Origin of the sequence: Pandoraea pneumonica (assembly GCF_049918595.1) — a bacterium.
In the GTDB taxonomy this organism is placed as follows: domain Bacteria; phylum Pseudomonadota; class Gammaproteobacteria; order Burkholderiales; family Burkholderiaceae; genus Pandoraea; species Pandoraea pneumonica_A.
The window spans coordinates 121936-135816 of sequence record NZ_JBNCRZ010000008.1; the positions used below are offsets into that span (position 1 = coordinate 121936).

Annotated in this window: 12 protein-coding genes; all 12 read left to right on the top strand. The window is 61.1% G+C overall.

Annotation, left to right across the window (positions count from 1 at the left end; all coding sequences use genetic code 11):
• Positions 1–14: 14 nt before the first annotated feature.
• On the top strand, positions 15–1097 hold the full coding sequence (locus ACPWR9_RS24790) for an ABC transporter substrate-binding protein (protein WP_426301601.1): 1083 nt from the start codon (positions 15–17) through the stop codon (positions 1095–1097).
• Positions 1098–1111: 14 nt separating this feature from the next.
• The gene (locus ACPWR9_RS24795; RefSeq protein WP_426301603.1) at positions 1112–2182 is read left to right on the top strand and encodes an ABC transporter ATP-binding protein; all 1071 of its coding nucleotides are present in this window, start codon (positions 1112–1114) and stop codon (positions 2180–2182) included.
• Positions 2179–3069, top strand: a complete 891-nt coding sequence (locus tag ACPWR9_RS24800) for an ABC transporter permease (RefSeq protein WP_426301605.1) — start codon at positions 2179–2181, stop codon at positions 3067–3069. The genes ACPWR9_RS24795 and ACPWR9_RS24800 overlap by 4 nt, the downstream gene beginning before the upstream one ends.
• Positions 3066–3854: an ABC transporter permease gene (locus ACPWR9_RS24805; protein WP_426301607.1), complete on the top strand. Its 789-nt coding sequence runs from the start codon at positions 3066–3068 to the stop codon at positions 3852–3854. Before ACPWR9_RS24800 ends, ACPWR9_RS24805 begins: the two co-directional genes overlap by 4 nt.
• A gap of 43 nt (positions 3855–3897) precedes the next feature.
• Positions 3898–4911, top strand: coding sequence for a proline racemase family protein (locus tag ACPWR9_RS24810; RefSeq protein WP_150682085.1), 1014 nt, complete (start codon positions 3898–3900; stop codon positions 4909–4911).
• A gap of 193 nt (positions 4912–5104) precedes the next feature.
• Positions 5105–5947 (top strand): intradiol ring-cleavage dioxygenase, encoded by an 843-nt coding sequence (locus tag ACPWR9_RS24815; protein ID WP_426301609.1) that lies wholly within the window; start codon positions 5105–5107, stop codon positions 5945–5947.
• A 216-nt stretch (positions 5948–6163) separates the two neighbouring features.
• Positions 6164–8401 (top strand): YcaO-like family protein, encoded by a 2238-nt coding sequence (locus tag ACPWR9_RS24820; protein ID WP_426301611.1) that lies wholly within the window; start codon positions 6164–6166, stop codon positions 8399–8401.
• Positions 8325–9443 (top strand): hypothetical protein, encoded by a 1119-nt coding sequence (locus ACPWR9_RS24825; RefSeq protein ID WP_426301613.1) that lies wholly within the window; start codon positions 8325–8327, stop codon positions 9441–9443. The genes ACPWR9_RS24820 and ACPWR9_RS24825 overlap by 77 nt, the downstream gene beginning before the upstream one ends.
• 204 nt (positions 9444–9647) lie before the next feature.
• Entirely contained in the window at positions 9648–9914 is a 267-nt protein-coding gene (locus tag ACPWR9_RS24830; protein WP_426301615.1) for a flagellar biosynthetic protein FliQ, read from the top strand.
• Positions 9915–9926: 12 nt separating this feature from the next.
• The gene (locus ACPWR9_RS24835; protein ID WP_426301617.1) at positions 9927–10706 is read left to right on the top strand and encodes a flagellar biosynthetic protein FliR; all 780 of its coding nucleotides are present in this window, start codon (positions 9927–9929) and stop codon (positions 10704–10706) included.
• Positions 10699–11811, top strand: coding sequence for an EscU/YscU/HrcU family type III secretion system export apparatus switch protein (locus tag ACPWR9_RS24840; RefSeq protein ID WP_426301619.1), 1113 nt, complete (start codon positions 10699–10701; stop codon positions 11809–11811). The genes ACPWR9_RS24835 and ACPWR9_RS24840 overlap by 8 nt, the downstream gene beginning before the upstream one ends.
• Positions 11808–13880, top strand: coding sequence for a flagellar biosynthesis protein FlhA (locus tag ACPWR9_RS24845; protein ID WP_426301621.1), 2073 nt, complete (start codon positions 11808–11810; stop codon positions 13878–13880). The genes ACPWR9_RS24840 and ACPWR9_RS24845 overlap by 4 nt, the downstream gene beginning before the upstream one ends.
• Position 13881 lies beyond the last annotated feature (1 nt).

Below are 13881 nucleotides of genomic sequence, written 5' to 3' on the forward strand. Positions count from 1 at the left end.
CCTCGAGGGACGACATGAAATTCTGCAACCGCAACACCTTACGGAAGTCCGCCATTGCCCTGGCTGCTACGGCAATCGCGACGACCGCGTCTTTGGTTTCCTTCGGGGCGTACGCGCAATCCTCTCGCGAGCGCATCACCGTCGCCATGTATGGCGGTAACTGGGGCGATGCGTTCAAAGCTTGCGTCGCCGAGCCGTTCACCAAGGCGACCGGCATCACGGTCACGCCCGAGATCGGCACCTCCACCACAACGCTCGCCAAGCTGCAACAGCAAAAGAATTCCCCGACCATCGACGTGGCATGGCTCGATGGCGGCATCAGCGAACTGGCCTTCGACGCGGGCGTGGTCGACAACCTCGACCCCGCAGCGATTCCCAATCTGAAGAACGTCAATGCGAAGGGCGTTTATCGCAACGGCAACACGACGTATGCGGTGAGCTCGGGCTACTACTCACTCGGTCTGACGTACAGCACCAAGTCGGTGAAGACGCCACCGACCAGTTGGAAAGACCTGTGGAAGCCCGAATACGCGGGTGCCGTGACGGTGCCGTCGCCCTCGAACTCGGCGGGCGTGCCGTTCGTGATCTTTTTGGCGCACGTGCTGGGTGTCGATCCGTCGAACCTCGGCCCGGTGTACAGCAAGCTCGCGTCGCTCGACGCTTCGCTTTTCTACGATAGCTCGGGTGCTGCGACCAATGCGTTCCAGAGCGGCGAGGCCATCATCGGCGCGCACTTCAACGTCGGCGCATGGGATCTGATCGACAAGGGCGTGCCGATCGGCTTCGTCGTACCGAAAGAGGGCGTGTGGGCAACGGATGCCCGCCTGCATCTTGTGAAGGGCACGCGCAACAAGGCCGCAGCAGAGAAATTCATCAACACCGCACTGACACCCGAGGCTGCCTCGTGTTTGGCGAGCAAGTTGTATCTCGGCCCAGCGGTGGCCGGTGTGAAAGTGTCGCCCGATGTGGCCCGCAAGCTGCCTTGGGGCGCGAACGGGTCGGTCGACGATCTGAAGTTGTTCGACTGGAGCATGATCAACGCGCGTCGCGCGGAGATCACGTCCGCCTGGAACCGTCAGGTTTCTGCGAAGCGGTGAGGAAGGGTAGTGTCATGACAGCATTGCTATCTCTGGACGCGGTCTCCAAGCGCTTTGGCAGCTATCAGGCGCTCGATCGCATCAGCCTCGACGTGCGGCAAGGCGAGTTCATCGCGTTGCTCGGGCCGAGCGGTTGCGGCAAGACGACGCTGCTGCGCGCCATCGCCGGTTTTCAAACGCCCGACAGTGGCCGCATCGCCATCGACGGTGACGACGTGACGCAGTTGCCGCCGTACCGCCGTCCGCTCAACACGGTGTTCCAGCAATACGCGCTGTTCCCTCACATGCGTGTGTTGGAAAACGTCGCCTTCGGGCCTCGCCGTCAGGGCGTCGCCCGTGACGAGGCCGCGAAGCGCTCGCGAGATGCGCTGGCAATGGTCGGTCTCGAAAACTTCGGCGAGCGTTATCCGCGCGAGTTGTCTGGTGGACAGCAGCAGCGTGTCGCCCTGGCGCGCGCCATCGTCAATCGACCGAAGCTGTTACTGCTCGACGAGCCGCTCTCCGCGCTCGATATGAAGCTGCGCAAGCGTATGCAGTTGGAGCTCAAGCACTTGCAGGAGCGGCTCGGCATCGCTTTCGTCTTCGTGACGCACGATCAGGAAGAAGCGATGACGATGGCGGATCGCATCGTCGTCATGAACGCGGGGCGCATCGAGCAGGTGGGCACCGGCATCGAGATTTACCGCCGTCCGGCGACACGCTTCGTCACTGAATTCATCGGCGACGCCAACATGATCGCGTTCGATGTGCGCGACGGTGCGTTGCATCTCGATATGGCGACCCCGGCGCAATGGCCCGCACCGGCGTCGGTGCCGACGCGTGGCGTCGCAGTGCTGCGTCCTGAGCAGTTGCATGTGGTGGCGGAGGCTGCGAACGCAGCGCCCGATGCCGCCACCTGTCGCATGCGCGGCGTGTTGGCCGATATCGTCGACATCGGCAGCCATGCGTTGCTGTACGCCGACGTGGGCGCGCAACGAATCGTGGCGCGCACCACGAGCGGTATCGCGGCGACGCTGCGTGCGGGCGCACCGGTGCATCTCGGCTTCGATCCGGCGGATGTTCACTTGATCGGGGACGCCGCATGAACCCGACCCTGTCGCTGCCCGCGCACCGTGAGCCAGCGCGCTCGCTGCGACTGGCGCCGGTCTGGATGATCGGATTGCCGTTGCTGTTCTTTGCGGCGTTCTTCCTCGCACCGCTGGCCGTCGTGTTGGTGGCGAGTTTCACGGAGTCTCACGGTGCCGGGTTTTCGGCGCTGACATTCGCCAACTATGCCCGCGTACTCGCCGATAGCTATCACTGGGAGGTCACGCTCGTCACCTTCCGCATCGCGTGTCTGACAACGGTATTCAGCGTGCTGCTCGGCTACCCGCTCGCGTGGTATCTGGTGCGGATCGTGCGTTGGCAAGCGTGGCGACGCGCCTGCGTGATTCTGCTGGTGGTGCCGATGCTCACGAGCAATATCGTGCGCTCGTTCGGCTGGATGGTGCTGCTTGGGCGCAACGGGCTGGTCAACGAGACGTTGCTGATGACGGGACAGATCGAGCGCCCGATTCGCTTTCTCGGCACGGAGACGGGCATTCTGATCGGCATGGTCTACGTGCTGCTGCCGTTCGTCGTACTCGCAGTGGGCAATTCGCTGGCACGAGTGGATGTGTCGCTTGAGCAGGCGTCGGCGGACCTCGGCGCGAAGCCGTTCGAAACGTTCTTTCACGTCACGCTGCCGCTGACGATGCCCGGCATCGTGGCGGGTGCCATCATGGTCTTCACGCTCGCGGTGTCGGCGTACGTGACCCCGGCGTTGCTCTCTGGTGGCCGCATTACTGTGCTGTCGATGCTGATCTTCCAGCAGTACAGCACGACGTTCGATGTCCATTACGGTGGCGCGCTCAGCATTGTGCTGCTGGTGTTTACGCTGGTGATGGTGGTGTTGGCCGGTCGTGTGGGCACGGTGCGTGGAGGTGTCCGATGATCGCGCGCATCTCCATCCGTGTCGTGGCGTGGGCAGTACTCGCGTACTTGATGCTCCCGTTGATCGTGATTCTGGGCAGTTCGCTCACGGCCACCGAGTTTCTGGCGTTCCCGCCGCAGGGCATCACGCTGCGCTGGTATCAGCAGATGCTGCACGACCAGAGTTATCTGGCCGCTTTCTCGACGAGCACGATGCTGGCATTGGCTGCCACGGCCGCGTCGCTCTTGCTGACGGTGCCCGCGTCGCTCGTGCTGGCGCGTTACGAGTTTCGCGGCAAGGCGGCGCTCACCGCTGTGCTGATGGCACCGTTGACGTTGCCGCATATCGTGCTGGGTGCTGCGCTGTTGCAGTTCGGCGGGTACTTCGGGCTGACGCGCAGCTTCCTGTCGCTGCTGATCGGTCACACGATCATCGTTGCGCCGTTCGTGCTGCGCTCGGTGCTCTCGATGATGACACCGGAGCAGCGGGCGCTGGAGGAAGCCTCGAGCGATCTGGGCGCGAACCCTTGGACGACGTTCTTTCTCGTGATCCTGCCGCGCATTCGCCCGGGGATCGTGACGGGATCGATCTTCGCGTTCATCTCGTCTTGGATCAACGTCGAGTTGTCGATTTTCAACACGACGGCGGACCTCAACACCATTCCGGTCAAGTTGTTCAACTACGTGCAGTACACGATCGACCCGACGATCGCCGCGGTGTCCGGCGCGACGATTCTGGTAGCCGTTGTGGCGATCGTGATTCTGGATCTCACCATCGGTCTCGACATGCTGTCGGACCGGCGCTAACCGCAACACCTCACTCTCAATCGATTCACTTGGAGCCATTGCCATGCGTAAGCAAGACGCGTTCGACGTTATCTACACCCACACCGAAGGTGAACCGCTTTGCATCATCCACAGCGGCATTCCGTACCCGGCCGGTTCGACCATTCTGGAAAAGCGCGCCTTTCTCGAAGCGAATTACGACTGGCTGCGCAAGGCGCTCATGCGTGAGCCGCGCGGACACCGCGACATGTTCGGTGTGTTCCTCACGCCGCCGTCGAGTCAGGAATTCGATGCCGGTCTGATCTACATCGACGGCACCGAGTATTCGCACATGTGCGGTCACGGCACGATTGCTGTCGCGATGGCGATGGTGGCGCACGGCTTCGTGCCGCGCGGCCCGAACGGAATCACCCGCATTCGCTTCGAGACCACGGCAGGGCTGGTGGTCGCTGAAGTGGCGACGGAAGGCGACGAGGTGCTGTGGACGCGCTTCGAGAACGTGCCCGCTTATGTTGCAGCGCAAGACGTGCCGGTGCATCTGCCCGGGTACGGCGATCTGAAGGCCGACATCGTGTGGGGTGGCAACTATTTCGGCATTGTCGATTTGACGCCGTGCAACCTGCGGATTTCGCCGGAAAACGGTAGCGAGCTGTCGCGTCTGGGCTTGCTCGTGCGCGATCAGATCAACGCGAAGATGCGCATTCAGCACCCGACGCAGGCGCACGTCAACAACCTGAACTACGTGACGTTCTGGCATTCGCCGACGATCGAAGGCGCGTTCTACAAGAACGTGCACGTGTTCAGCGCTGGGCAGTTGGACCGCTCGCCCGGCGGCACGGGCACCAGCGCGATGATGGCGATGTTCGAAGCGCGCGGGAAGTTGAAGATGAACGAACCGATTCTGACGGAAGGGTTGCTCGGCAGCGGCACGTTCGAGGGGTGTCTGCTTGGCGAAGTCGATCTGAACGGCACGCGTGCCGTGCGCCCGACGGTCAAGGGCACGGCTAGCGTGCTGGGCACTGCGCGGTGGGTGATCGATCGCAACGATCCGGTGGGTGCAGGGTTCCTGGTGCGATAAAACCCCGTGGGGGGTAAGGGGGGCTATGAGAGAAAGTCGTGTCTCGGCCCCTTTTTGGTGACGTGATCGCACGCCGCTTCGCTTCGGCGTTGCGGCGTGCGGTGCATGGCAGCGCGCGGCGACCGGTTGCGCAATAATGTCCGCATTCCGGCGCGCGGCACCGTGCGCGCATTCACGTCATCAAGGACATCAGATGCGCAATCTCGACCAGCACACGATTACCCAAGAGGTGATTGGCCGCTTTGCCGACACCCCCGACCCGCGGCTCAAGGAGATCGTCACCAGCTTGGTTCGCCATCTGCACGACTTCGCGCGCGAGGTCGAACTGACCGAGGACGAGTGGGCAAAAGGTATCGCGTATCTGACGGCGACCGGGCAGAAATGCGACGACAAGCGACAGGAGTTCATTCTGCTGAGCGACGTGCTGGGGCTGTCGATGCTCACCGTGGCGATGAACAACGCGAAGCCGCCGCAATGCACCGAGGCGACGGTGTTCGGACCGTTTTACGTTGAAGGTGCGCCGCATTACGAGAATGGCGACGACGTGGCGAATGGTGCTGCCGGTGAGCCTTGTGAGGTGAGCGGCACGATTCGTGGCCTGGAAGGCCAGCCGATTGCGGGTGCGAGGATCGATGTCTGGCAGGCCGACTCCGAAGGCAAGTACGACGTACAGCGCAGCGAGCTCGATCATCCAGAAGGGCGAGGCGTGCTGCATGCCGACAGCGAGGGCAGATTCCACTTCCACAGCGTATTGGCCGAGGCGTACCCGATCCCGACGGACGGTCCAGTGGGCGAGTTGCTGGCGGCGACCCGGCGGCACCCGTGGCGGCCTGCGCATTTGCACTTCCGTATCGAAGCGCCCGGTTACGAGACGCTGGTGACGCACGTCTTTCGATCGGACGACGAGTGGCTCGATTCGGATGCCGTCTTCGGCGTGAGGCAGTCGCTGATCGCACCGTGGGTGCGGCGCGACGACGGGAGCTACTCGTTGACGTATGACTTTGTGCTGAATCCGGTGGGTGCGCGGGACGTGTGACGCCCGCGTCGTCAAAAAGACAAAAAGCCCTTGATCCTTCAAGGGCTTTTTTGTTTGTGCGTCTTGTTTCTTTCATGGTGCGTGCGCGTTTGCGACTCGCCTGATTGGGAAGCGAATTCGTCATCGGTCGTGCCCTATATATAATCTCGACCAATCGATTCGCCGATATCCCAGCGGTATCCAAAACAATTCGAAGAATTCCATTGAGACATGCCCGTGATTTCCAAAGACTCCGCGACTTCTGTCGTCGAAGAGGCATTGCGCGACCCTGCGCGGGTCTGCCCGGTATTTGCCGCACCGGCGATGATCACTGGGAAGCGGCTCGAAGTGCAGTGGCGCGGTGAGGTCATAACGGTTCGCGCACCTCGCAAGATGCTGGAGAAGCTTTTCGTCTGGTGCCGGGGCGAGAGCAGTCTGGTTGACATCGGCAAACTATCGACGCAGACCTGGGGCGACGATCGAATGACGCGCTTTGTCTCGGATTTGCTCGACGCAGGTGTCATGGTGGACGCCGCCATTCAGTTGCCCGCCATGGCCGGTGCGACAAATCATCCCCTTGGGCCGGCCGGATTGCCGGCACCCCGGCACGTTTGGGCCGCCGTGAAGGCGCTGAGTGTGCCGGCGGACGAAGAAACGGGCGCGGCCATTTCTCTTGCTGCGCCCGTACGCTCTAGTCTCACACCGATGCTGACGAAGCGCGTCTCGGCGCGTGGGTTTGGAAACGCCCCCCTTACCGAGTCAGACCTCTCCAGTGTTCTCCAGACGGCCTACGGAATTGTCGAGTCCGACGCACCCCTCGGCGAGTTGACCCATCGTCGGCCGGTGCCATCGGCCGGGGGACTGCATACGCTACGGATGAGCGTCGTGCTCTTGCAAGATGCCGGTAAATTGACACGGGGATGCTACACCGTGCAATTCAGGCCCTTGGCGGATGGCGGCCCTCAGCTGGTGCGCGAAGCAGGGCGCGAATCGGATGTGTTCCGCGTGGCCATTGCGCCCGATGACTTGGTCAATGTGCGCGCAATCGTTGTGGCGTGGGCCGATTTGTCCCTGGTCGCGCTCAACTACCGCAATCGTGCGTATCCGTTCCTGATGTTTGAAGCCGGCGCCGTGTTTCAAAACGTGGCGCTACATTGTGCGGACGTTGATCTGGCCTGGAGCCCGTTCGGGAACTACGATCCTGAACGCATGGCTAGCCTGCTGGACCTGCCGCCGCGCGCGAGCGTCCTCTCGGTCGGGTTGCTGGGGACTGAACAGGACTCGCCAGATACCTCGGGGGCGCCGACGCTCCCCTTGGCACTGTCATGGTCGGAGGATCTGGACTCGCTCCCGTTCCACGTGGCCAAGGCAAGAATCGATGTGCCTGCGGAAATCGATGAGTTTGCATGGGGGCGCGCCTACGACCCGGTCCTTGCGTTGGACAAGGCCATTGCGGAAGCCGTGGAGCGTCATGCTTACCGAACGCCAAGGCGCTTGCACTGGGGGCGGCTGGCCGAGCTTCCCTCGGCGATCGACCCCGCCACGATCGTGTCGTTCTCTGCCGGCCAGCATCGCAGCAAGGATTTTCCATTCACGCGGCTGCGACCGCAGGATCGAGCCCTTTGGACGGAAGCGAAGTCCTCGCGCGACGGGCGCGATGTACTCCTGCTCGCCGACTGCGTTTTCCATCGGCAAAGCCTGAAACAACTGGGTGCGCATGAAGCTTATTGTTGGGCGACCTCATCCGGCTGTGCCTCGCACATCAGCGAGCCGCTGGCGCAACGTGCCGCGCTTTGGGAAGTGATCGAACGCGACGCATTCATGCGGCATTGGGGGGCGCAGGCGCCCGGCTGCCGAATTGACGACGCGTGGATTCCCGACACACTGAAGGCGCGACTCGATTGGCTGAAAGGCGAAGGTTGCGAGGTCACGCTGCTTGTCCTCGACAAGGGGGTCTTACCGGTTCTCATGGCGGTTATCCAAAACCCGGCTCGACATTTCACTTGTTTCGGCGCGGGGGCGGGGGGCGATTTTGAGGATGCCCTGCATGGTGCCTTGAGCGAAGCGGAAATCGCAGCGCATGCCCGTCTTGCCTCGCTGCGTGCCGAAGTGGTGCAGCCGTCGAAGGTGCATTACCCATGGGATCATTCGGATGTCTACGCGACCCGCAGGTATTACCGTCGCGCCGATCGGCTATTTATCGATGCGCCAGCGATGACACACGACGCCTTCGAAAATTGCCGTGCGGCGATGCGCCGGGACGTTCTCGATCAAGTCATCGATATGGGCTGGGAGCCGTTTTTTGTCGATCTGACGCTTGCGGACGCGCCCCGCACGTATAGCGGGAATGCACTGTTTACGGCGCGTGCCGTCGTTCCGGGAATGATCCCCGTGACGTTTGGATACGGGCGAATGCCCCTGGGGACGATGTCGTCTTGCGTTCGCGAGGCGCGATTCCCTCACCCATTTGCGTGAGCGATCACCGGATAACACGCTGTCGGCAGGACTGGCGCAACGATCAGGAGTCTTGGTGTTTCATATCTTCAATTTGAACGCGCACATCACGGCCGTGCGGCGCTGGGCGCTTGCGGCTGAAGGCGCGTTGTCGTTCGATGCGCTGACTTACCGTGCGACGGTGACGGTGGGGACGAGGTCGGTCGCGTTGATTCCGAAGTTCTCCTTCCGGACCCCGACGGACTCGCTAGCCTATACCAATGGGCTAACCGAAGAGGCGGCGAATGGTTTCGCGGGCTGGTTGCCGTATACCGTCAAGAGCTGGCCGATATCAACCGACAAAATTGTCTTCAAGCGGTATTGCGAAGCCCATCAATTGCGGGTGACACCCGCCTGGCGGCCCCACGAGCCGGCGCTCGCAGCAGACTACATCGTCAAACGCCGTAATGGCTCGTTTGGACAGAACATTCTCGGTCCGTTTCGCAATCGTCAGGACGCCCCAGCCCCCGAGTTGCTTGATTCGGATTACTGCGAAGCGTTTATCTTGGGGCGGACCTGCAAGATCTGGTATTGGAATGCCAAGCCGGTTGCGATGGAAGCGCTGGAACTCCCTCACTTGATCGGTGATGGCCGTCGGACGCTCAATGCCCTGGCAACCGAGCGTCGCGGCAGCTTCGACCGATCGTATTCGCTCGAAACGAGTGGCGAAATGCTGGCCTGGCAGGGACGGCAGGCCGACGATGTCGTGCCGCAGGGCGAGCGTGTTTATCTCGATTTCAAGTTCGCAACGCCCTACGACGTCTGGCAATTAAAGGATCGGGATTGCCTCGCGAATCAATCGAGTGCCTTGATGGACTATTTGCACCAAGTGGGCGAAGTGCTCTGGTGTGGGATTCCGGAATCCGTCAAAAACGGCTCAGTTTTTACTGTCGATGCCATTCTCGACGCCAACGATCAACTTTGGTTGCTGGAGATGAATAGCAATCCGATGGTCCATCAGAATTGCTACGCCCCCATGCTCGATTCGGTGTTCCAGCGTGGGAATGTCGGTTCGGGCGAATGAAGCAATCGCTTACAACATAACTTTTTTGCCCGTCAATACATGAACGGGCAACGTGTCGGAATACACAACATCAGGAATCCGCTGCTATCCATTGGTATGACATCTAAGTAACTAAATGCAATAATGTGTAACTATTTGTAAGGAAAATAAGTATCTGATTCGCGCGCGGGAGCGCCTGGCGCAGCGGGTCACGGGGGATGGGGGATGTATTCGGATTTTGCGTTGCGATTGATGGCCGAGTTGCTGTGGACGGGGATTCAGGTTTGTTTCCCCATTTTGGCGCTCACCATGGCGGTCGGCTTGATGGTCAGTATCTTCCAGGTCGTCACGCAGATTCAGGAAATGTCGCTCACGTTTGTGCCGAAGCTTCTCACCGCAGGGCTGGGCCTGATTTTCTTTGGGCCATGGATGCTCCAGAAGATCACCTCGTTTGCCACGAAACTCTGGCTCGGTATTCCGGGCATGTTTTGACGGCAAACCAACATGTTGGCAATTCCCCATATCGATGCCGCTTGGCTCCTGACGGTACTACTCGTCGCGACCCGCATCGCCGCGCTCCTTCTGGTCACGCCGGTGCTGACGATGAGTGGAATTCCGCCTGTGGTCAGGTTTTTTCTGGTCGTCGGACTGGCAGTCGCGCTCGTTGGCGGGACAGCGCAACCCGAGCGCCAAATCCCAGTTGAGCTGGGCGACGTGGTGGGGGGCGTGATTTCGGAAGCCGCGCTGGGTGCCACGTTGGCGCTGGGCGTACTGGCGTCCTTCGCCTGTTTTTCGGTGGCCGGTCGGCTCCTCGACGTACAGATCGGGTTTGGCATCGGGCAGGTATTCGATCCTGTAACCCTTCGCCAGGCACCCGTGATTACAGGCCTCTTCAATCAATTGGCAATCTTCCTGTTTTTTCTCGCAAACGGACATCACACGCTCGTGCGCGGCCTGGCCTACAGCTTCCGGATGGTCGCGCCCGGTGCGGCATGGCGAAATCCGGATTCGGTCGCGCTGGTCATCAAGCAGGCCGGCAGTATGTGGACGTTGGGGTTCACCTTGGTGGCGCCTGTGGTGCTGTGTCTGTTGTTGGTGGAGTTCTGCCTCGGCGCGCTCGCTCGCAACATGCCGCAGATGAACATGTTTGCGTTCGGCATCCCACTGAAAATTGTCGTCGGCGTGGTCGCCCTCGCCATCTGGCTACCGCTCATGCATGGGCCGATGGACCGGGCATATGCGTTGACATTCTCGTTCTGGGAGGCCGTGTTACCCAATGGCTGATCAGGATTTAGACCGCAACGAAAAGGCGACACCGCACAAGCTGCGCAAAGCGCGCGAGAAGGGAAGCGTCGGCAAGAGCGCCGATGTGCCCGCTGCCGTCGTGTTCGTTGTCGCAGTGGCGTATTGCCACGCGAACGCGTGGGACGCCATCAACCGGTTTCTCGCTATCGAGCAACGGCTGTTTGCATCAATGAGCCTGGCGAGCGAACGGGACCGTGTTTATTCCATCGCCCTGTGGAAGTCGGTGCTCGGCCAATTGAGCGACTTGCTTTTCCCGCTTCTGTTCGCCATTTGCATCGCAGGGGTCCTCGCGAATGTGGTGCAGACAGGCCCCGTATTCGCACCCAAGGCACTCGTGTTCGACATCAACCGTTTGAATCCGGTCAACGGTTTCAAGAAGCTGCTCTCAATGCGCTCGCTGTTCGACACCGCTCGTGCGCTCCTGAAGTTGACCGTGTTGGCGGTCGTCACTTATCTGGCGATGGAGCACATCGCGCCGAATCTGGTCAGTCTTGCTGCGTTGCCGCCGCAAGGCATGGTGCGCCTGTTTCTCAACGACCTCACCTCGATTGGGCTCGCCTGTGGCGCAGCATTGGCCTGTCTGGCCATACTCGACTTCGCATATTCGCGTCGGGAGTTCAATAAACAGATGCGGATGAGCCGGCGCGAAGTCAAAGACGAGTCCAAGCAGCGCGAGGGCGACGCATCGATTCGGGCGCGACTTAAAGCGATGCGCAAGGAAATGCTCGCGAAAATGACGAGTGTGGCCGACACAAAGAACGCTGACGTCATCATCACGAACCCGACGCACTTTGCCGTGGCGTTGCGCTACGAGCATGGCGTGATGTCCTCTCCCCAGGTGCTCTCCAAGGGGACGGGACAACTGGCGTGGATGATTCGAACGATCGCCATGCGGCACGCCATTCCCATCGTGCAAAATCCGCCGCTCGCGCGGGAGCTCTATTTCCGCTCGTTGATCGGACACCACGTTCCGACGCATACCTTCGCGCAGGTCGCCCGCATTATGGTCTGGGTGCTGTCGATGCGTGACGCCCAGCGCCGTGCACGTGAGCGCGACGCCAATGCCGTTGGAGGTGCGACGTGAACGCGCTTCGCCACGTGCTCGGCAAGCACACGGACATCGCACTCGTCGCATTGGTGCTTGGCGTGCTGCTGGTGTTGTTCGCGCCCATTCCCAGCGCGCTCCTCGACTTCCTGATCATGGCGAATATCAGCTTCGCCTGTCTGATTTTGTTGCTGACGTTTTACATGGCCCGGCCCGTCGAATTCTCGACGTTTCCGTCGTTGCTGCTGATCGCTACGCTTTTCCGGCTGTCGCTCAATGTCGCGGCCACCCGGCTGATCTTGTCCGAAGGCGACGCCGGTAAAGTGATCGGCGCGATCGGCAGCCACGTGGTGGGCGGAAACTACGTGATCGGCATCATCGTGTTCCTGATACTGATCGTCGTGCAGTACGTCGTCGTCACGAACGGCGCACAACGTGTGTCGGAAGTCGCGGCGCGCTTCACGTTGGATAGCATGCCCGGTCAGCAGATGAGTATCGATGCCGATCTCAACATGGGATTCATCGATCAAGTCGAGGCCCAGCGCCGGCGCAAGAACCTCGAAAAGGAGGCGGCGTTTTACGGCGCGATGGATGGCGCGAGCAAATTCGTCAAAGGCGATGCCATCGCGGGCATCATCATCTTGCTCGTCGATAGCATCGGCGGGCTGGTCATCGGCGTCATTCAACACGGCATGCCTTGGGGCGAAGCGCTCCAGACCTACACCCTGCTGACCATCGGCGACGGCATCGTCACGCAGGTGCCTGCCCTCGTGATCGCCGTGGGTACCGGCATCATCGTGACGCGATCCGCGTCCGATTCGAACCTGAGCGAAGAAGTTTTCCGCCAAATCACCTCGTTTCCCAAAACACTGCTGATCGCAGGCGCCGCGCTTGCGGGGCTCGTAGCGTTGCCGGGCGTTCCGCTCTTGCCTGCGATCCCGTTGTTCGTTGTGTTGTTCGGTGCGGCGTGGCTGACCTTCCGATCGCGAGCCAAGGCGGCAGACCGCGATAACGCGGCTACACCAAGCGATGGCGCAACCGACACGAACGAGGGAGAAACCGACGACCCCTACCGGCAACTGGTTATCGAACCGATCGAAGTCAGCGTGGGGCAGCGCTGGGCGGGTGTGGTGGCCGAAGGCACGTTGCTGTCTGACCGTCTGGTGATTTTTCGGAATCAGTTTGCGCAAGAACTCGGCATGGTGTTGCCCAAGGTCCGCTTCCGCACGCAGGAGCGCTTCGGTCCGCATCAGTACGAGATTCAGGTCGATGGCGTAACCGTTGCTCGCGGCGAATCGAAGCTCGATCAGGTATTGGCGATTCATCCCAGCGGCGACACCCGGCACCTCAAGGGAGAGGCAACCAAGGAACCCACCTACGGCCTGCCTGCGATCTGGATCGACGAGTCGCAACGGGCGGCGGCCATCGCGGCCAAGTTCACCCTCGTGGATGCCCAGACCGTCCTGATGACGCATTTGACGGAAGTGATTCGACGCGAATCGGCCACATTGCTCTCGCGTGCCGAAGTCGAGCGCATGTTGGCGAGAGTTCGTCAAAGTCAGCCGACGCTCGTCGAGGAGATTTTCCCGACGGTCCTTTCAGCAAGCGACATTCAACGCGTGCTGCAAAACCTGCTTCGCGAGAAAGTCAGTATTCGCAATCTGGTAGCGATCCTCGAGGCCGCCCTCGAAGCGGGGCGGATCAGCAAGGACATCGGATTCCTGACCGAGCGTGTGCGCCAGCGCCTCGGCCGGGCTATCTGCCAGGGCTTGGCCGGAGAGGCGAGTGGTCTGCACGTGCTGACCATCGATGCCGGGCTGGAAAGCCAGTTCCTCCACAGCGTGCGGGGGGCCGATGCGGGACAGCCGTTTGTCGTCGATCCCGGACTGGCCGAATTGTTCATCACCAGGTTGGCCTATCAAACCGAGCGAATGATGAAGAGCAACCTCCTTCCGGTATTGCTGTGTTCGCCGGAGTTACGCCGACATATCCGAGCACTTTCCGAGCGCGCCGTGCCCCATTTGCGGGTGTTGTCGATGTCGGAGATTCCGCAATCGTTCGAGTTGAAGTCTTTCGGCGTCGTGGCTACCCAGCCCGCCGCTGCCTGAA

Bases quoted from the DNA above. Each gene is read 5' to 3' on its own strand.
- ACPWR9_RS24790 (WP_426301601.1), top strand. From the start codon at position 15: ATGAAATTCTGCAACCGCAACACCTTACGGAAGTCCGCCATTGCCCTG.
- ACPWR9_RS24795 (WP_426301603.1), top strand. From the start codon at position 1,112: ATGACAGCATTGCTATCTCTGGACGCGGTCTCCAAGCGCTTTGGCAGC.
- ACPWR9_RS24800 (WP_426301605.1), top strand. From the start codon at position 2,179: ATGAACCCGACCCTGTCGCTGCCCGCGCACCGTGAGCCAGCGCGCTCG.
- ACPWR9_RS24805 (WP_426301607.1), top strand. From the start codon at position 3,066: ATGATCGCGCGCATCTCCATCCGTGTCGTGGCGTGGGCAGTACTCGCG.
- ACPWR9_RS24810 (WP_150682085.1), top strand. From the start codon at position 3,898: ATGCGTAAGCAAGACGCGTTCGACGTTATCTACACCCACACCGAAGGT.
- ACPWR9_RS24815 (WP_426301609.1), top strand. From the start codon at position 5,105: ATGCGCAATCTCGACCAGCACACGATTACCCAAGAGGTGATTGGCCGC.
- ACPWR9_RS24830 (WP_426301615.1), top strand. From the start codon at position 9,648: ATGTATTCGGATTTTGCGTTGCGATTGATGGCCGAGTTGCTGTGGACG.
- ACPWR9_RS24835 (WP_426301617.1), top strand. From the start codon at position 9,927: ATGTTGGCAATTCCCCATATCGATGCCGCTTGGCTCCTGACGGTACTA.
- ACPWR9_RS24840 (WP_426301619.1), top strand. From the start codon at position 10,699: ATGGCTGATCAGGATTTAGACCGCAACGAAAAGGCGACACCGCACAAG.